The organism is Priestia abyssalis, from assembly GCF_002019595.1.
GTDB lineage: Bacteria > Bacillota > Bacilli > Bacillales > Bacillaceae_H > Bacillus_BA > Bacillus_BA abyssalis.
On the sequence record NZ_KV917369.1, the window covers coordinates 2,758,982 to 2,776,775 of the forward strand.

13 protein-coding genes and 1 pseudogene are annotated in these 17,794 nt (G+C 41.6%); 4 read left to right on the plus strand and 10 right to left on the minus strand.

Annotated features, from left to right (window positions below; translation table 11 throughout):
* Positions 1-116: 116 nt before the first annotated feature.
* The 6 genes from BK575_RS13215 to BK575_RS13235 all read right to left on the minus strand — a co-directional run bounded on the left by BK575_RS13215 (position 117) and on the right by BK575_RS13235 (position 5,589).
* On the minus strand, positions 117-1,496 hold the full coding sequence (locus tag BK575_RS13215) for a sensor histidine kinase (protein WP_078410786.1): 1,380 nt from the start codon (positions 1,494-1,496) through the stop codon (positions 117-119).
* The gene (locus BK575_RS13220; protein WP_078410787.1) at positions 1,493-2,170 is read right to left on the minus strand and encodes a response regulator transcription factor; all 678 of its coding nucleotides are present in this window, start codon (positions 2,168-2,170) and stop codon (positions 1,493-1,495) included. The genes BK575_RS13215 and BK575_RS13220 overlap by 4 nt, the downstream gene beginning before the upstream one ends.
* A gap of 215 nt (positions 2,171-2,385) precedes the next feature.
* The gene (locus BK575_RS29370; RefSeq protein ID WP_268877726.1) at positions 2,386-2,517 is read right to left on the minus strand and encodes a hypothetical protein; all 132 of its coding nucleotides are present in this window, start codon (positions 2,515-2,517) and stop codon (positions 2,386-2,388) included.
* A gap of 89 nt (positions 2,518-2,606) precedes the next feature.
* Positions 2,607-2,804: a ChaB family protein gene (locus BK575_RS13225; protein WP_078410788.1), complete on the minus strand. Its 198-nt coding sequence runs from the start codon at positions 2,802-2,804 to the stop codon at positions 2,607-2,609.
* A gap of 78 nt (positions 2,805-2,882) precedes the next feature.
* On the minus strand, positions 2,883-4,646 hold the full coding sequence (gene abc-f, locus BK575_RS13230; protein WP_078410789.1) for a ribosomal protection-like ABC-F family protein: 1,764 nt from the start codon (positions 4,644-4,646) through the stop codon (positions 2,883-2,885).
* 328 nt (positions 4,647-4,974) lie between these two features.
* Positions 4,975-5,589 carry a GntR family transcriptional regulator gene (locus BK575_RS13235; RefSeq protein ID WP_078410790.1) on the minus strand — a complete coding sequence of 205 codons (615 nt, stop codon included), beginning with the start codon at positions 5,587-5,589 and terminating at the stop codon, positions 4,975-4,977.
* A 236-nt stretch (positions 5,590-5,825) separates the two neighbouring features.
* On the opposite strand from BK575_RS13235, the pseudogene garR reads away from it, so the two are divergent.
* The 3 genes and pseudogenes from garR to BK575_RS13250 form a co-directional block, all read left to right on the plus strand.
* Positions 5,826-6,722 (plus strand): annotated as a pseudogene (garR, locus tag BK575_RS13240) (2-hydroxy-3-oxopropionate reductase); the annotation flags it as partial.
* Positions 6,719-8,152 (plus strand): four-carbon acid sugar kinase family protein, encoded by a 1,434-nt coding sequence (locus tag BK575_RS13245; RefSeq protein WP_078410792.1) that lies wholly within the window; start codon positions 6,719-6,721, stop codon positions 8,150-8,152. The pseudogene garR and the gene BK575_RS13245, both read left to right, overlap by 4 nt.
* Positions 8,153-8,283: 131 nt before the next feature.
* Positions 8,284-9,627, plus strand: a complete 1,344-nt coding sequence (locus BK575_RS13250; protein WP_078410793.1) for a GntP family permease — start codon at positions 8,284-8,286, stop codon at positions 9,625-9,627.
* 257 nt (positions 9,628-9,884) lie between these two features.
* Here BK575_RS13250 and BK575_RS13255 read toward each other — a convergent pair whose 3' ends face one another.
* The 4 genes from BK575_RS13255 to BK575_RS13275 all read right to left on the minus strand — a co-directional run bounded on the left by BK575_RS13255 (position 9,885) and on the right by BK575_RS13275 (position 16,682).
* Complete coding sequence (locus BK575_RS13255; RefSeq protein ID WP_169907787.1) at positions 9,885-10,613, minus strand: NAD(P)-binding domain-containing protein; 729 nt, start codon at positions 10,611-10,613, stop codon at positions 9,885-9,887.
* Positions 10,614-11,675: 1,062 nt separating this feature from the next.
* Entirely contained in the window at positions 11,676-12,617 is a 942-nt protein-coding gene (locus BK575_RS13260; protein WP_078410795.1) for a VanW family protein, read from the minus strand.
* A gap of 488 nt (positions 12,618-13,105) precedes the next feature.
* Positions 13,106-14,614, minus strand: coding sequence for a glycine betaine uptake BCCT transporter (locus tag BK575_RS13270; RefSeq protein ID WP_078410797.1), 1,509 nt, complete (start codon positions 14,612-14,614; stop codon positions 13,106-13,108).
* A gap of 160 nt (positions 14,615-14,774) precedes the next feature.
* Entirely contained in the window at positions 14,775-16,682 is a 1,908-nt protein-coding gene (locus BK575_RS13275; protein WP_169907789.1) for a helicase-related protein, read from the minus strand.
* A gap of 170 nt (positions 16,683-16,852) precedes the next feature.
* Here BK575_RS13275 and BK575_RS13280 point away from each other — a divergent pair, with 170 nt between their 5' ends.
* Positions 16,853-17,740 carry a mechanosensitive ion channel family protein gene (locus tag BK575_RS13280; protein ID WP_078410799.1) on the plus strand — a complete coding sequence of 296 codons (888 nt, stop codon included), beginning with the start codon at positions 16,853-16,855 and terminating at the stop codon, positions 17,738-17,740.
* The last annotated feature ends 54 nt before the right edge of the window (positions 17,741-17,794 follow it).

Below are 17,794 nucleotides of genomic sequence, written 5' to 3' on the forward strand. Positions count from 1 at the left end.
CAGCTGGACTTTATTAGCGCTAAAATCTAAAAAAGCGAAATAAGACGGTCTCATCGCCATCTCATTTCGCTTTATCCCGTATTAACGGGAAGTCCCCCCCACTGATGGAGGTTTCTTTATTGCGGTAGAATAATTTCAAAACGCGTCCCGACTCCCGCTTCACTTTGGACAGTAACGGTCCCTTTATGAAGCTCGACAATTTTTTTGACAATGGAAAGCCCGAGTCCGCTTCCGCTTTCCTCTCGTTTCCGCGCTTTATCTCCTTTATAGTATCTGTCGAATATGTAAGGCAAATCTTCTTCGTCAATTCCTTTTCCCGTATCCTCGATGATTACATGAACCGCACTGTTGTCATCTAGATACGCTGAAACAAAGATCGTTCCGCCGGGATCAGTAAATTTAATACTGTTATAAACTAAGTTCATCCATACTTGGTGTAAAAATCGTTTATCGCCGTTTATCGAAATAGAGGGTAAATTCATATCGATGGCTAACTCCTTCTCCCTCCAGTACCAAGCGGTGGTAAGGAAAATTTGTTTGAGCTGTTCAGCTGCATCAAATGTCGTCAGCTCCAATATATCGTGCTCTTTATCTAAAGAAGCGAGCATTAATAGTTGTTTACTCATCATAGACAGTCTTCTGCTTTCTTCCTCGATAATCGATAAATACTGTTGGCGCTGCTCCTCTGTTACTTGCTCTGTGCGCAGAGCTTGTGAAAATCCTTGAATCGATGTAAGCGGTGACTGGATTTCATGAGATACATTGGAAACAAACTCCTGTCTCATCTCATCCAAGCGCTTTAGACTTGCCGCCATACGCGTGAACGACTGTGCAAGCAGCCCGATTTCATCCTTTCGCTCTACATCGAGCTGTATATTGTATTGCCCCTCTGCAATCTTCTTTGTTGCCTTCGTCAAGTTGCGAATGGGCTTCACGACATACCGTGTACTAATGAAAATAAATAACATCGTTAAACCGATGCTGAAGGCCAATAATTGCGCAAAGAAAATTCTCATTTCTCCAAACTGTAATTGGATATCGGGTCGGATAAACAGCGCGTATCGTTTTCCTTCCGACTGAAAAGGGACTCCAACCGTATTTCTCAATTCATTATCGAAAAAACCGGTAATGAATACCTTTTTGGGAAAATTGGCAATCCCGTGATACACTTCTCCCTCCAATACAGAAGATACGGCATCACGGCCTACATTTTTCTTCTTAAAAGAACGGCCAAAATACAATTCTCTTCCCTGTTCATCCTTCAAATAAATTTGATAGCCCATTTGTGCGACCGTATTTAAATAGTCGTCCATATTGAGATTAGGTGTTGAGGCAGCAAACCCCGCTGCTTCGCTTGCGATTTTCGTGATTTTCTGGTCATTAAACGGTTTTAAATAGATTTGATAATACGCATTCGCGATGAAGAAGGCGAGTAAACTGCTGGTGACGATAATGATGGTTGCCGTCACAACAAATCGGACATATAGTGTCTTCACGCTTCGTTCACCTCAAGCTTATACCCTATTCCTCGAACCGTCGAAATTGTAAAATCGTCTGTCCGCTTTGAAAAACGTTCGCGTAACCGTTTAATATGAACATCCACTGTTCGAATATCTCCTTCAAAATCAATTCCCCAAATGAGCTCGATTAATTGTTCACGCGTAAACGTCCGCCCTGGATAGCTGGCCAGCTGTGCCAACAGCTCGAATTCTTTCAGGGGAAGCATAACCGTATTTCCGTTGCATTTCACTTCATAGCTTTTTCGATCAATGGTTGTGTTTTTAAGCACAATATTTTCTGAGCTGACAATATGATAGCGCCGAAGAAGCGCCTTCACCCGAAACAACAACTCCTTCGGCTCAAACGGTTTTACTAAATAATCATCCGTTCCTGCCAAAAAACCCCGCTCTTTATCGATCAATTGTTCTTTCGCAGACAGAATAAGAATGGGTATATCATAATGTTTTCGAATTTCTTCACATAATTCATAGCCGTCCTTATTAGGCATCATAATATCGACAATGGCTAAATGAATTCGCTCTTTCTCTAAAATGAGAGAAGCCGCCTCGCCGTCTTCTCCTTCAAATAACATATAGCCTTCTTGCTGCAAATAATATCGCAGCAGTTCACGAATATGAACATCATCATCTGCTACTAATATATGTATCATGGATCGATTCTCCTTCTACATTCATCATTCGGTCATTTCATGATGATATAAAATATCACCATTCCTTCTAGAATAAAAAAGATTTATGAACACAAGATGAACAGTTTATTACAATTCTATCGCATTACTCGAATGAATTGAATCGGATACCTGTACGGACTCTAACGTTCATAGACGAATAGCAGGCAAGCACTTTGTGCTTGCCTGCTATTCGTCTATGATTGTTTTTTCTGTTGGCTTTTCGCACGGTTCATTGCAAGCTCGGCCGCATATTCCTCTTGAGACTTGCCTTGCTTTTGGCTTTCCGATTGAATCTTTCTGAATTTGTTATCATTAAGATTTGGCATGTGAACACCTCCCTATGAACACGGTTATTTTATACAACTCTGTGATTTTTATCCCCGTTCATTTGCTTAAAAGATGTTTTGTGACTCAATCATTTTTCGACCCAATTGTTGTCGCTGTCCTTTTGATATTTCTTCTTCACCGCACTCCAGGCTACTTTGAAGGCTGTTTCTTCCTCTTTGTATTCCTTGGAAGCGGAATTGAAAGCTTCTTTGAAAATCTCCTGGGCATGATGGGGCAAATTATCTTTGACTGCATCGGGAAGTTCGTTTAGAGACCGATAAGGCATTTCTCCTCCCTCCTTTTTCAGTAAATGATTTACTTGTCTATTTCCTATCCTCCATGATTCTAAACGTACCAACTACTACTAATCATTCGCTGACAGCCCCCGCTTTTCTTTGGAAAGCGCCAGGAATTTAGCGTCCAGTTCACGATATTTTTCCGAGCCGGGTGTTAATAGGCTTAACTCTCCGATAACAGCAGAAATCTCGGTTTCTAAAAGCAATAATCTTTCTTCTTTCTCTTGTTCATCTGAAACGGCCGGCTGCTTCTTTTTCGCCTCATATTGTTCCAGGTTCATTTCCACCCGCTTGATTATTCCATCTTCAATGATCAATAATTTATCACATAAACCATTGAGAAAGTAATAATCATGGGAGACGATAAGCATGGTGCCTGCAAATTCGGCTAACGTTTCTTCCAGTTGTTCTCGGCTTGGAAGATCGAGATGATTGGTCGGTTCATCCAAGATTAAAAAATCATGTTCCCGGATTAACATCGCCGTTAACTTCACCCGTGTTCGCTCACCTAAACTCAATGTTTCAATGGGCTGATTCAATACATCTTCCTTCATGCCCATGTTTGCCAGGATGGTTCTCGCCTGGAACATCTCCTCTTTCCCGGTGAGGTCAAGAGCTTCAATAGGCGATTTGGTTGACGGCATATCGGCCACATCCTGGCTTAAATACGCGATTTTTAATGAGTCGCTTTTCCATAGTTCCCCGCTCGTTAACGGTTCCTTCCCTAACAGCATGTTAATGAAGGTCGTTTTTCCTGACCCATTGGCTCCGATTAGGCCGATCCGTTCCCCATGGCCGATATAAAAGTGGCTGCCTTGGAAAAGCGGCCGGCTACCGAATGTCTTCGTAAGCTTCTTTGCTTCTATAATCCGCCTTCCGCGTCTCCCGCTTGCGTCGAATTGAAAGCGAACTTTCTTTTCTTCCGCTGGTTTCTCCACCTTATGTTTCTCAAGCTCCATGCTTAGCCGCTTCATTTTCGATTTAACGGCTCGATCGATTTTTTTGGCCCGAACGCCATGATATTCTTTGAATCCTTCTTGTTCTCTCATCGTGCGGTGTGCTTTTCCTGCCCATTGCTGTAAATTGGCAACTTGGCTTTCTATACGGGCCTTATGCTTTTGCTGGGTTTCATATTGATGGAGCTGATCTTCGTAACGCTTTTTCTTTTCGGTACGATAGGCCGAATAATTGCCGTCGTATATGGTCAATTTCCCGTCCTCCAGCTCAAACACCTTCGTAATGGTCTGATCGAGGAAATACCGATCATGCGAAATAAGGATTACTGTGCCTTTGTATTGATGGAGCTGCTCGATTAGCCATTGAACACCTTGAAAGTCCAGGTGATTCGTCGGTTCGTCCAAAATCAAGATATCCGGATATGAAGCCCATATATGAGCTAAGGCCATCTTTAATTTTTCTCCCCCGCTTAAATGAGAAAAACGGTCCTGTTCCCATGAGTGCACTTGCTTTAAGCCTAGTTCACTCGCCAATTCCAGAAAATCAGAAGAGACATCTTCTTGAACATAATCATGGACCTGATAGTCAACAGATTGAAGCAAATATCCCACCTTCAACTGTTGTTTTCCGGTTTCAATCGTGCCTTTATCTGGTGCTGTTTTGCCGTATATGACGTTCGCCAGCGTCGTTTTACCGGCACCGTTCAATCCAACAAGACCAATTCGATCATGCGATTGTATGTCAAACGTAATATTACGTAAAACCGTTCGATCTCCAAAGCTTTTTTCGACATTCCTCACTCTTACTATGTTCATAGCGTTCACTTCAAGCACCTTTTTTTGATTCGATAGATGGATTTGCTCTTTTGACCACATAAAAAAACCTCCCTAGTAACACCTAGAGAGGTTGAGTATCCCAACTATACATAACCGTATGAACAAATAAGAGTTGAGTCCACAGCTAAACGGCGTGAACAACTCCGTATCATTAATAAGGATGTATGGAAAAATGGGCAGACCAATCCAATTCTCTAGGTTTTGATTTTTATTCAAATAGTTGAATAGTATCGCCTAAGAAAATTAGATTAGAACTTCATTGCTCCATATGTCATCCTTTCGTTTCTTGATTTATTACTAATAAGTATATGCAGTGATTGATAAAGGTGTCAATCCTTTTTTTGGTAAGAGATGTGTTTATGCCGTTCTAGTTCAACAAGTGCAAACAGAAATCAAGGTCCGCCTGCAGATGTACTTTCATTAATCGTTCGGCTTCGTCTGCTTGATGCGTGCGAATCGCATCATAAATTAGTTGATGCTCATCAATGAGAAACGGCCGTTTATGGATGACAACGGTTTTCCTGAATAAGTAAATAATCGATTGCATTCGTTCGATCGTATCAACCATTACAGGATTATTCGTAGCCTTGACAATGATGTCATGAAACTCTTCATTTGCGGCCATAATCTCTTCTGTCGTGCCGGTTCGAGCGATATGAATGCTTTGTTCAAGCCTCTTCAAACCGTCTTCACTCATGTAAGTAGCAGCAGACCGGGCTGCGAACCCCTCCAACAATATCCGGACTTGAAAAATGTTGCGGAGATCCGTATGAGTAGGATTGACTACCCGCTTTTCTTTTACTAACCCTTCTTGTTCCAATTTCCGAATAGATTCACGGATGGGCGTGCGGCTGACTCCCAATTCTTCTGCCAACTTTTCTTCGATCAGCTTTGTTCCGCGTTCCAGTTCGCCATTTAAAATTTTATCCCTTATATATTCATATGACTGCAAATAAGCTAATTGATTCGTTTTTTTTGCCATCGTAACCCTTCTCCTATTGAGAACGCGTTTTTGAACGCTGCTTCAATATGTTTTATTTCGCCCCAAAACTTGGAACTCTCCCTTAAAAGTATAGAACGATAACGTTATATTTAAAAGTCAAAATTTTAACACCGTAAGTTTTGTATACATTTTTTAAAAAACTGTATACAAAATATGATTAAGTGTGTACAATTGGTGTTGAAATGAAAACGTTTTATTAATTCAAGGAGGTTTTCAATATGAAAATTGGATTTATCGGTCTTGGTATTATGGGTAAACCAATGTCACTGAATCTATTAAAAAATGGCTATACGGTAACCGTTTTTGATATTAATCAGGCTTCAGTACAGCAACTGGCTGAAAAAGGCGCTTACGGTGCCCAATCTCCAAAAGAAGTTGGACAAAACAGCGACGTCATCTTCACGATGCTGCCAAAAGGAGAACATGTAAAAAGTGTCGTTCTTGGTGAAAACGGTGTTGTTGAGGGTGCAAATGAAGGCGCCATCATTATTGATATGAGCTCCATTTCCCCTGTTACCTCAAAGGAAATCGCAGAAGCGCTGGCAGCTGCAGGCATGGAGATGCTGGACGCTCCAGTCAGCGGCGGCGAACCGAAAGCGATTGATGGTACACTCGCCATTATGGTCGGCGGAAAAGAAGAGATTTTTGAAAAAGTAAAACCAATCTTACAAAGTATGGGACAAGACATTACGCTGGTTGGCGATCACGGCTGCGGGACGACCGCAAAGCTTGCCAATCAAATCATTGTAAACGTCAACATTGCTGCGATGTCTGAAGCACTCATTCTAGCGGCAAAGGCCGGCATCGATCTTGGTAAAATGTATGAAGCCATTCGCGGCGGTCTTGCTGGAAGCGCTGTACTTGATGCAAAGGTTCCGCTCATCCTTGAACGTAATTTCGTGGCTGGCGGCCGCATCGATATTAACTCGAAGGATTTAACGAATGTCATGGATACAGCCCATGCTATCGGTGTTCCTCTTCCGCTTACAAGCCAAGTTCTTGAAATGTTCCACTCTTTGCAGGCAGACGGAAAAGCGGGAGACGATCATGGCGGATTGATCCAATTCTACGAAAAGCTTGCCAATTTTGAAGTAAAGGGTGTCAGCAAATGATGAAGACGCGCAAACTAGATGACGTAATGGCTTCTTATCCGAAGATTGACCATAAGAAAGTCCAACATGCCTGGTCAGAGATTCGTCCTTCTTTTCATCATAAAATGATTGTTCTTGATGATGATCCGACCGGTGTTCAAACGGTTCATGGCATTTCGGTTTATACGGATTGGACAGAGGAAACCATTGAACAGGGCTTCCTCGAGGATCAACAAATGTTTTTCATTTTAACAAATTCCAGAGCCTTTACCGCTAAAGAAACGGAACAAGTTCATCGTGATATTGCCGAAAGGATTGAAAAGGTTTCTAAAAAACATCAAAAGCCTTACCTGATCATCAGCCGCGGCGACTCTACACTAAGAGGCCACTATCCTTTAGAAACAGAAGTTCTTCGACGCACAATCGAAGAACAAAACGATGTAAAAGTGGATGGAGAAGTCCTGCTTCCATTCTTTAAAGAAGGCGGACGCTTAACGATCGATAACATCCATTTTGTGCAGCAGGATGATCGTTTAGTTCCGGCAGGTGAAACGGAATTTGCCAAAGACCGGACGTTTGGCTATTCTTCCAGTCATTTAGGAGAATGGATTGAAGAGAAAACGCACGGCCAATATCGACAAGAGGAAGTCACTTATATCTCATTACAATCGCTCCGCCAAATGGATTTCGATCGAATCGTGGAACAATTAATGCAAGTATCGAAGTTCGGAAAAGTGGTTGTGAATGCCATTGAAGAAGATGATGTAAGGATTTTTGCAACCGCACTCATCCAAGCCATGCAACAAGGAAAGAACTATGTATTTCGAACGGCGGCTGCCTTTACCAAGGTCATTGGAGACATTTCATCACGGCCTTTACTGACAAGAGAAGAATTAATTGAAGAAGAGCAAACCAAAGGCGGTTTAATCATCGTGGGCTCTCATGTTCAGAAGACAACTGATCAATTAAGAGAATTACAAACGTTGTCCTCCCTTCACTTTATCGAGTTCGATGCCCATTTAGTTTTAGATACAGACGCTTTCAAGCAGGAAGTGGATCGTGTGCGCCTTGAAGCCGAAAGAAAAGTGGCAGAAGGCATATCCACCGTCATTTTTACAAAACGGGAGCGACTGGATCTTGGAGACGGGATGGAAGAAGAAGAACTAAAGCTTTCTGTGCAAATTTCAAATGCGGTGACAAGTATTGTGCGTAATTTCTCGATTAGACCGAATTATTTGATTGCAAAAGGCGGCATTACCTCAAGTGATGTGGGCACAAAAGGATTATGCGTAAAACGCGCAACAGTTTCCGGTCAAATCGCCCCAGGAATTCCGGTTTGGAAAACAGGAGAAGAAAGCATTTTTCCATATACCTCGTACGTTATCTTTCCTGGAAATGTTGGAGCAGTTACAACATTAAAGGATGTTGTTTTAACCTTGGAAGGAAAATAAAGTTTTTATCATTAGTTGTTGAAGCACTAAGGAAGTTAGTCCATTCATCAAGAAGTTTTTGCCTATATGTAAAGGACGACACTTCCTCTTTTACACAAGCATTTTTATTCATACAAGGGGGTTCATATAAAATGGTTACAGGAAATATGTTAATTATCATTTTTCTATTATCATTGGCAGCACTGTTTTTCTTAATTTTAAAATTAAAAGTTGAACCATTTTTGTCCTTGATTGGTATCGCTTTCGCTACTGCGATTGCGATTGGCATGCCATTAAAAGAAGTCGCGGTTACCGTCACTCAAGGATTCGGAAATACATTGACCGGTGTCGGGATTTTAATTGGACTTGGAGTTATCTTTGGGCAGTTTTTGGGAGCTTCAGGCGCCGTTGAAAAAATTGCACAGGCCGTGTTAAAAGCCTTCGGGATCAAGAGATCTCCTGCAGGTCTTGCTTTAACCGGAACGGCCGTTTCCATCCCTGTCTTTTTCGATGCGGCATTTGTGATTTTAAGTGGATTAATTAAAAGTTTATCAAAGAAAACTGGAATCTCTGTTGTTACATTTGTAACAGCCCTCGGTGTCGGATTGATTGTTTCACATAATATGATTGCCCCTACACCTGGTCCGCTCGTTGTAGCGGAAAATACCGGAGCTGAACTAGGGTTATTCATTTTATATGGAATCCTTGTTGCGATACCAGCAACGCTCGTCGGTGGTTATGTATACGGATTTTTCATCGGTAAACGTGTAAATCACTCGGGTGAAATTGAAGAAATAGCGGTTAATCCAGAAGACGCACCGAAAAAAGAAATTGGTACTGGCTTGAGCTTCTTTATGCTGGCACTGCCAATCGTGTTGATTTTAGCAAACACAGTATCCCAGCTGATTTTCCCTGATACAGCACTTTCGAGTGTCCTTGGATTTATTGGTGAAAAAAACGTTGCACTATTCATTAGTGTAATCGCTGCCATCGTCTTGCTTGCTCCATATATCTCAATACCTAATGACAGGCTCTATTCAGAAGCGATCAACTCTGCTGGTATCATTATTTTGATTACCGGTGCAGGTGGTGCCTTTGGAGCCGTTATCAATAAGAGCGGAATCGGTGATCATTTGATTGCAACAATGCAAAGCTGGAGCATTCCAGTGTTGTTACTGGCCTTTATTTTCTCTCAAATTTTGCGGGCTTCACTTGGATCGGCAACGGTTGCACTTGTCACAACATCAAGTATTTTGGGACCAATGGCCCCTGAACTGGGAGTATCTCCGATATTATTAGGTCTTGCCATTTGTGCAGGCGGTATCGGCTTATCCTTGCCGAACGATTCAGGATTCTGGGTTGTAAACAGATTTGGAAAGCTAACCATTCCACAAACGCTAAAAGCATGGACAGGCGGAGGGTTCATTGCTGGACTGACAGCGCTTGCAGTAGTGTTTATCTTAAGCCTGTTCGCTGGAATCCTTCCTGGAATTTAGGAAAGCATTCCTCGCCCGTATCCTTTCTCCCCCTAAACAAATGAGGGTACAATGAAAACGGTTATGAATCATCGGTATACAAGTCATCATTTTTTCACATGATAGATCAACATCAAAAGCCTACTTTACTCAATTGAAAGCTGAGAAAGTAGGCTTTTGTTTTTCCCTCCATTTTTCTACGACTCCCATTAATGGTGATGTGTTCTATCTGTAAGTTGAATGATTCTACAAAAAACTCCCTAGCAGCAACTAGAGAGTTAAGCATTTCGAATATCTTTTTGCTTTTCGTCCTCTTGATCGAATTCGGCAGCAATGGATTGGCCAAAATGCCCCAAAGTTCCATGTGCGTATGAACGTACAACTTCCGGAACTAACGACAGCAAAACCCGCTGTTCGTATTCATTTTGATACCCTCCGCTTCGAAGTTCTTGTTCAATCTCTTTGGCAGCTTTTATCGCATGATAAGTGGCAATCCGATTTACTTTCTCAACTGTGGCTTCACTATCTATTATTACACGGCCGATTTCAGAGAACATCCGGCTGACGGATACAAGTTGAGAATCAGAATCCACGCTCGATTCTTCCGTGACGAAAAGCCCTTCTCCATTTTTTCGTAAATCATCGGCCTGACCAACGAACTTCATTCCGAACCATTTTAAATGAGGATACTCCCCTTTTAGCTTGGAAGTATGAGCGGCAGTGGCCATATTAATCAAAATTGGTTTCTGCAAGGAGAGATGATGGGATTCAAGCTTTTTGACAAACGGGATGATTTGGTTGGCCGGAAGCGCTAAAATCAAGAAATCCGCGCTGCCGAGATCCTCCTTTTTTACGATTCGATGAAATGGATACTCCTGTAAGCAATCATTCGCTTTGTTTATATCTGGATGAAAAATGCCGACTTGAATGCCCTGTATCTCGAACCGGGACAATAACGCTCTTCCTAACTTGCCGATTCCGGCGACGACCCAATTTTGTTTCTCCAATTTTATTTCTCCTCTCCTAAAGGGATTTTGTTTGATCTACATGGTATACCATAAAAGACTTCGCTTTAAATTGGGCTTCCCCTTCCCTTTCTTTACAAAAAAGCTCTATTAACGATAAAGCGGATAATATTCCTTAATTATAACGTTGATTTTTCTTTAATTGATTAATTCTATTTTTGTTGATTCCCAGTGCTGCGGCCTTCATAAATTATCCTTGTAAACGGATAATATTTTTATATTTATCATTTAGAACATATTTTTTAAAGAACATATTTATGCAGTTTTTCTTTTAAATGATTCTCTTTTTCCTTAGACAACGGTTTCAATAAAAGGAACAAGTAACTTGTACGTTCCATATAATATTTTTCGTAAGATTGGAATCTTTAAAATGCCTATTTTCTTTACCGAAAGGATTGGCTATATATGAGTATCTTCAGAGTCATCTCATTTGTGCTAAATACTCTGCTTGTATCTATTCGTCTCTATTTCTTCGTTATTTTATTGGTATTCCTAGGGATTAAGATTGGAACATTTTTAGGATGCCACAATTTTGTTCTCTTCTTAAAGGATTCCATTATGCAAAACCTACTTTGGTATATCGATGATTATAAATCTCTGCGTCCCCTTATGGATGATCTTTAATAGGAAATTCAAATACTAATATCAGATTTTTCATATTGTTTCAACATTTTCCTTGTGTTATGATATTTATACTAACAATTACAAACCCAACCGATGCTAAAGGCCTAAAAGCTTTTAGTTTTTTTTATTTAGGCCTCATTAAACTATAGTGTTGTATCACATGTAAAATCATAAAAAAGCCGGCACAGACTTTCTCCTGTACCGGCTCTTTCCTTCACTTTTTAATACTGTTCATTTATGTACATACATACCACTTAATACGTATTCATGCTATCAAAAAAACATTCACCATCTATAATCTAGACAGCTTGTGTCTGCCCCTAAAGGTTCACCTAAACGGATGGCACCGTCCGCTTAGGTCTAGAACATTCGGCATGAACGTTCTTTGGGCATGCTGAATGTTCTAAATCAATCTATATATTAAATATTCTTTTTGGCGGCTCTCACTTCTACCGTCAAGGTTCCTTTTTCTTTATCCATCTTTGCTTTTAGCATGATCGGATAATCTTTGTCGTTAACGAATTTAAAATCCGGGCCACCCCACGATACGGTCGCGTCCCTTCCTTCGGGCACATAGCCGACAGATTTAGAATGATGGGTGATAGCGGTAATTTTTACGCCTGCTTCATCGACAGCGTTAAACAAAGTGGAAGATGTTTGGCAAATGCCTCCGCCTATCCCCATAACCAGTTCTTTATTGATAATCTCAGGGGCTGGCTGATAGCCCGCTTCGGTCGTTCTCGGCCCCACCACTTCATTGTAGGAAAAGTAGTCCCCAGGACCCAACACCACATTATTGATGGCCGCAGCCGATAGTTCAATATTCCGATTTCTCCCAGTGTCTGTTGTTCGAAAATTCGTTGTATAAGTAGCGATAACCTGTTCACTAATGCCCTTTATGCTTTCATTCGTGACATTGGGCATCGTCTCATAGATAGGTACAGTCACTGTAAGCTCATTATCTATTTGTAAATTTTTCAAATTTTCTACAAGTTCTTTTTCACTCAAAACGATTCTTTTCGTTCCCGGAATTAAATGCCCTTTTCCATCAACCTTCGCATTTTTCATGGGCTGATCGATGTCTTTCGCCATTTTTTCAGCCAATTCTTCAATCTCATTCTCATAAACTTCTTTTTCACTAAAATGGATAGGTTGATATTCTGTTAGTAATTCTCCTGTTCTTGAATCTACTAATTTATAAACAAAATAATCGGGCTTTATTTCTTTCACTTCAAGCCCCTCGTCCTTCACCACATGCTCATTTATGGCTTCCACTTCAATGTTAGGCGTTGCATTTACTTTTTCACTCGCACATCCCGCTAATAAAATACCCAACGCTGCAACTATAAATCCATTCTTCATTTGCTTTCCAACCTTTTTCCCATGGTTTTTCTTTACGTTTACATCCTATAATAGAAATTATATACAATTTCAGGAACTTTTTTAATCCTTTTTAATAGGAGTTTTACCCCATTTTCAAGAGGGGATAAAAATTCCCCCATTTCCAAATACATGTTCTTACCGATTATAGTTTCTTTCCCTCGTAACGTAAATACCCTTTTGATTAAAGTTTTGATTATTTTTTTCTCCGGGCCAAAAGCACTGAACAAAGAATAAATATGTATTAGATGGTCCTTGTTCACTGGATGTTTCGAGTTTTAAACTATTTTAAATCTTTCTCTTTACCAATGAATGATAATCTCGTTTAAATAACGCAAATGCAAATAAATGCAGAAACAGCTCCTTTTTGAATAAAAGAGCTGTTTCTGCATTTTTATACAAATGAATTTCCTATAGGTTCCTCCATTATCGATTTTATGAAAAAGTGCTCCTTAGGCATCAGCTGCCTATCACGCTTTTTTCCTGATTTGGCCGATTCCAAGTTCCTTTGATTCTTTATATAATGCTTTGATCAAGCTGATTGTCATAAGGGCCATGATGAAAGAAAAAGGAAGAGCGGCGGCAATCATCGTATTTTGCAGCGCCTGCAGCCCGCCCGAATACAGCAGGACAAGCGCGATAGCGGCCAGCATAATTCCCCATGTAAGCTTGATTTTGTTACCGGGCGAATGGGAGCCGTTTGTCGTCATCATCCCCAATACATACGTTCCCGAATCTGCCGAGGTAATGAAGAACGTCCCAATCAAAGTGATCGCGACAATGGATAAAAACGAACCAAATGGATAATGGGCAAACACACCGAACAACGACTCTTCCGTTGCCAATGCAGAAATAGATGCCACCCCATCATGCTCCAGCATGATGGCCGATCCACCAAAAGCAGAAAACCATAAAAAGCCGAGGACGGATGGAATCAGCAATACACTGAAGACAAACTCTCGGATGCTTCGTCCCTTTGATACCCGCGCGATAAAGATTCCAACAAATGGTGACCACGCAATCCACCATGCCCAGTAAAAAATGGTCCAGCCATTAATCCAGGCTCGGATGTCTTCATTCAACGGGGCAATTCGAAAACTCATTCGCGATAAATTCTGTAAATATGTACCGAGTGTATCCGTAAACAAATTTAAAATAAACAATGTTGGTCCAAAAATGAACATCAATAAAAACAAAAGTGCGGCAAGCCCCATATTAGCATTGCTCAAAATTTTAATTCCTTTTCCCAACCCGGACATAGCGGAAATCATAAATAAAACCGTTACGATTAAAATGATGAGAAATTGAATGCGAATGGTAGTTGGAATGCCGAAAAGATACGATAATCCCCCGTTGATTTGGACGGCTCCAAATCCCAGCGTTGTCGCAACTCCAATGACCGTTGCCAGTACGGCAATGATATCAACCACTTTTCCCGCTGCCCCATTGACTCTCTCCCCGAAAATCGGCCTTAATGTGGCGCTTATTAACCCCGGCTCACCGTGACGGAAATTGAAGTAAGCCAATACCAATGCGACGATTCCGTAAATGGCCCACGCATGGATTCCCCAATGGAAAAAAGTAAACCGCATCGCATCTCTTATCGCTTGATTTGTTCCCACTTCTCCAGTAGGCGAGCTAACGGCATAGTGACTGATTGGCTCCGCTGTTCCCCAAAATACAAGGCCGATTCCCATTCCGGCACTGAACAGCATCGCCAGCCATGTCGGCCTTGAAAACTCCGGTTTATCATCGGGCTTTCCTAGTTTAAGACGGCCGATTGGACTAATGAGAAAGTATAAACATACAACGACAATGAGCGTAACAAAAATAAGATAATACCAGCCAAATGCATTTGAAATGAATGTCTGGACGTTGCTCGTGATGCGTTCTAGTCCTTCCGGCATCAATACCCCGATTGCAACAAGCAGGGCGAGCAATGCCACCGATACATAAAAAACCGTATAACCCTTCTTCATCTATAATCTCCCTTCCTGACAACGACAATGGAATGACAAAAGCCATTCCATGATGATAACGCACTCTTTGTGTTATTGTCTGACGGAATGAAGAGAAATATGTGCAGAGGGTGACCTAAAAGGGAAAAAACAACCCCTTTTAGGTCACCCTCCATCTTAATTAATGATACCAGTCATTTTCCCAGCGTGATCTATAACATTTATCGCAAATACCATGAATCGCATTCCAAGGCAGCGGTTTTCTGCAGGATGAACATTTCCTGCCGTAGTTTTTAATTTTAGTCGTCAACAGCCGGTGTATCTCTTTAGATGCCCGGTTCCGTTCTGCTTCCACCCATGGATGGTCCAGATCGAGACGGAAGGCTTTGGAGAACGAATAATACAGGTCCAATGCTTTAAAGTACGTTTCAAGTGATACCAAATCCTTTCCCCTTGGATAAGGTTTTGATAAAGACGGCTCATGTTCAGAAAGCTCATCCAAATATTGCAGCCACTGGGAAACGAGCGCATCGTTTCGTTCCGGAAATGGGATGTGGATTGCTTTATACAGCTGCTCATTTGTTAAGACATTTTCAAAGCTTTTCGCATATACAAGCAAATCCAATTGTGTGCTGATATCCGTTTTTTCAAAGTAAGGTACTTCAATTTCATAATCGGCCCACGCTCTGAGCCGCTCCTCAAGCGTCCCAAACGGCAATTTTAAAACTGTTTCCTCCATCGGTGCCAAATAAGCGGATGGAAGGGACGGCTCTTCTTTTAAAAGAGCGGATTTCACAAGCGTCCGTCTCGTGAACGTGTTCACGAATCCTTGTTCATACATTCCCTTACGCCCCGCTCTCCCTGCGATTTGTTTCACCTCTTGCACGCGCAGCGGGCGATGCTTTTCTCCGTCAAATTTTTCGGTTTCCAAAAACACAATTCGTTTGATTGGAAGGTTCAGACCCATTCCGATGGCATCGGTCGCGACGACGACATCCGTCTCCCCGTTTAAAAAACGCTCCACCTGCCTTCTTCTTGTATCGGGCGGCAAATTCCCGTAAATGATGCTTGCCTTTATTTTCTTGTCTGCAAGAGAAGCCGCTACTTGAAGTACCATTTTGCGGGAAAAAACGATAAACGCATCTCCTTTTTGGGCGTCTTTCGGAAATCGAAACGGCTGATCTTCAAATAACAAGGGCGTTTGGCGTTCGTGTTCTTCTATGACATAATCATCTTCGCAGTCGTCTAACAGCGTTTGAATCACATTCAATGCAATCGGTGAGCAGCAAATATGGATTTCTTTCGCCTGAATGCCTAATAAAGCTTTTGTCCAAGCATTTCCTCTTTGGGCATCTCCGATCATTTGAGCTTCATCGATTACAACCGTATCGTAAATTCGTGAAAAGTCCGCTTTTTCAATCGTACAGGACGTGTGGCGAATATTCGGGTGGCTGATTTCTTCTTCTCCCGTCAGCAAATTGCAGCGAACCCCATCATCATTGAGCCTTTCAAACACCTCTAGGGCCAACAATCGTAAAGGAGCAAGGTAAAGACCGTTTTGTGCCCTTTTCAATCGCTCAAGCGCATGAAAGGTTTTCCCCGAATTGGTTGGCCCCACATGAATGACAAAGCTTCGTCTGAGCCTTCTTGTTTCAGGAAATTCATCTTTCGGATGCGGCGGAAGGATTGTACTCAGCTCTCGATGGAATAAATGATTGAGCAGCTTTTTCCGCTTAATGGTGGACATCAGCCCTTCTGAATAATAAAAGTTTTCATCCCCTACTATCACTTCTTCCAATGTGAAGTCTGTCCGATAATGATGATTGAATTCCTTCAGCATCCCGTTTGAAACTTCTTTCATCCTTTCTCTGATCCGATCAGCGAGTTGCTGGCCGGCTTCGCGCCATTCCTCTGTTTCAGGTGCCCGTTCCATTTTGGTAATCGTTCCTTTTAATTGCTGCAACAAAGTGCGAAGCGTTTGTTCCTGATCTAATGCCGTATAAAACTTGCCGGCTTCGAGCGAATCCATTAACTCAAACCGTTCTTGAATCCGCTGAATCTTTTTATGTGGTTTCGATTGTTGATACATGCCCTCACTCCAAACTATTCGGTATACTTGTCTCATTCTATATAGTTCTTATTTTCCACTCTTTTCGAACCTGATACAATGAAAAATCATCCTTCTGTTCATATTTTTTACTAAAACGAACAAAAGGCGCTATAATAAGCTTGTGTTAAAGGAGAAATGGGGGAAACCAGATGAACGAACTCACCAAAAGCATCATCAACTTTTTTGAAATAGACTGGGAATCATTAAAAGATTATTTCCTTTCTTTATGTTTGACGGCCGTTGCCGCTTATCTTATTATTGCAGTCCTGCGCTTTCTTCTTCACCAGTTTTTTAAGCGGACAAGACTCCTCGATGAGAAAAAAGAGCAAACGATTGAAAGCGTCGTAAAGAATACATCAAACTATGTCGTATTTGTTGTCATTTTGATTGCGGCCATTAAGCCATTTGTCGGAGATTTGAAGGAATTGATTCTCGCTGGAGGAATCATTGCGGCCGTGATCGGCTTTGGGGCCCAAAAGCTGATCAATGACCTATTAAGCGGCATGTTCATGATATTTGAGCAGACCATTCAAAAAGGCGATTTCGTCAACATCAATGGAGAACCGGAAGCCGGGACGGTAGAAGAGCTCGGATTCCGTGTGGTCAAAATCCGTCTTATTAACGGAAAACTGGTGACGATTCCAAATGGCGAAATACGTAAAATGGTCAATGGATCCGTAGAGAAAAGGCGGGTATTTGAAAGCATCGTCGTTTCGTTTAATGAGAACCCACGACGGGTCAAAGAACTGTTGCAAGAAGTATGCGACGAATTGAATGCGATGCATAAAGATTATTTAAAAACGGATAAACTGACAGGAGAATACGTGGAAGCGTATCAATTATACGGATTGCATTCACTTGATGTCAGCCCGATCGGCTACAAATTTTCCATCACGGCAACCGTCAACGATACGGACTATTTGGCCGCGTCACAGGGAGCGAAAGAATTGCTCGCCCAAAAGATATACGATTACGGCATTTTAATGCCTGCCCAGCAAATTGTGCTGCAGCAGTCCAATCAAATGCAAAACTCTTAGCTTGTTTAAAGATGTGTGAGTCTGACTGTCGGCTCACGCATTTTTAGTATTACA

Bases quoted from the DNA above. Each gene is read 5' to 3' on its own strand.
- BK575_RS13250 (WP_078410793.1), top strand. From the start codon at position 8,284: ATGGTTACAGGAAATATGTTAATTATCATTTTTCTATTATCATTGGCA.
- BK575_RS13280 (WP_078410799.1), top strand. From the start codon at position 16,853: ATGAACGAACTCACCAAAAGCATCATCAACTTTTTTGAAATAGACTGG.
- BK575_RS13260 (WP_078410795.1), bottom strand. From the start codon at position 12,617: ATGAAGAATGGATTTATAGTTGCAGCGTTGGGTATTTTATTAGCGGGA.
- abc-f (WP_078410789.1), bottom strand. From the start codon at position 4,646: ATGTGGTCAAAAGAGCAAATCCATCTATCGAATCAAAAAAAGGTGCTT.
- BK575_RS13270 (WP_078410797.1), bottom strand. From the start codon at position 14,614: ATGAAGAAGGGTTATACGGTTTTTTATGTATCGGTGGCATTGCTCGCC.
- BK575_RS13225 (WP_078410788.1), bottom strand. From the start codon at position 2,804: ATGCCTTATCGGTCTCTAAACGAACTTCCCGATGCAGTCAAAGATAAT.
- BK575_RS13235 (WP_078410790.1), bottom strand. From the start codon at position 5,589: ATGGCAAAAAAAACGAATCAATTAGCTTATTTGCAGTCATATGAATAT.
- BK575_RS13245 (WP_078410792.1), top strand. From the start codon at position 6,719: ATGATGAAGACGCGCAAACTAGATGACGTAATGGCTTCTTATCCGAAG.
- BK575_RS13275 (WP_169907789.1), bottom strand. From the start codon at position 16,682: ATGTATCAACAATCGAAACCACATAAAAAGATTCAGCGGATTCAAGAA.
- BK575_RS13220 (WP_078410787.1), bottom strand. From the start codon at position 2,170: ATGATACATATATTAGTAGCAGATGATGATGTTCATATTCGTGAACTG.
- BK575_RS29370 (WP_268877726.1), bottom strand. From the start codon at position 2,517: ATGCCAAATCTTAATGATAACAAATTCAGAAAGATTCAATCGGAAAGC.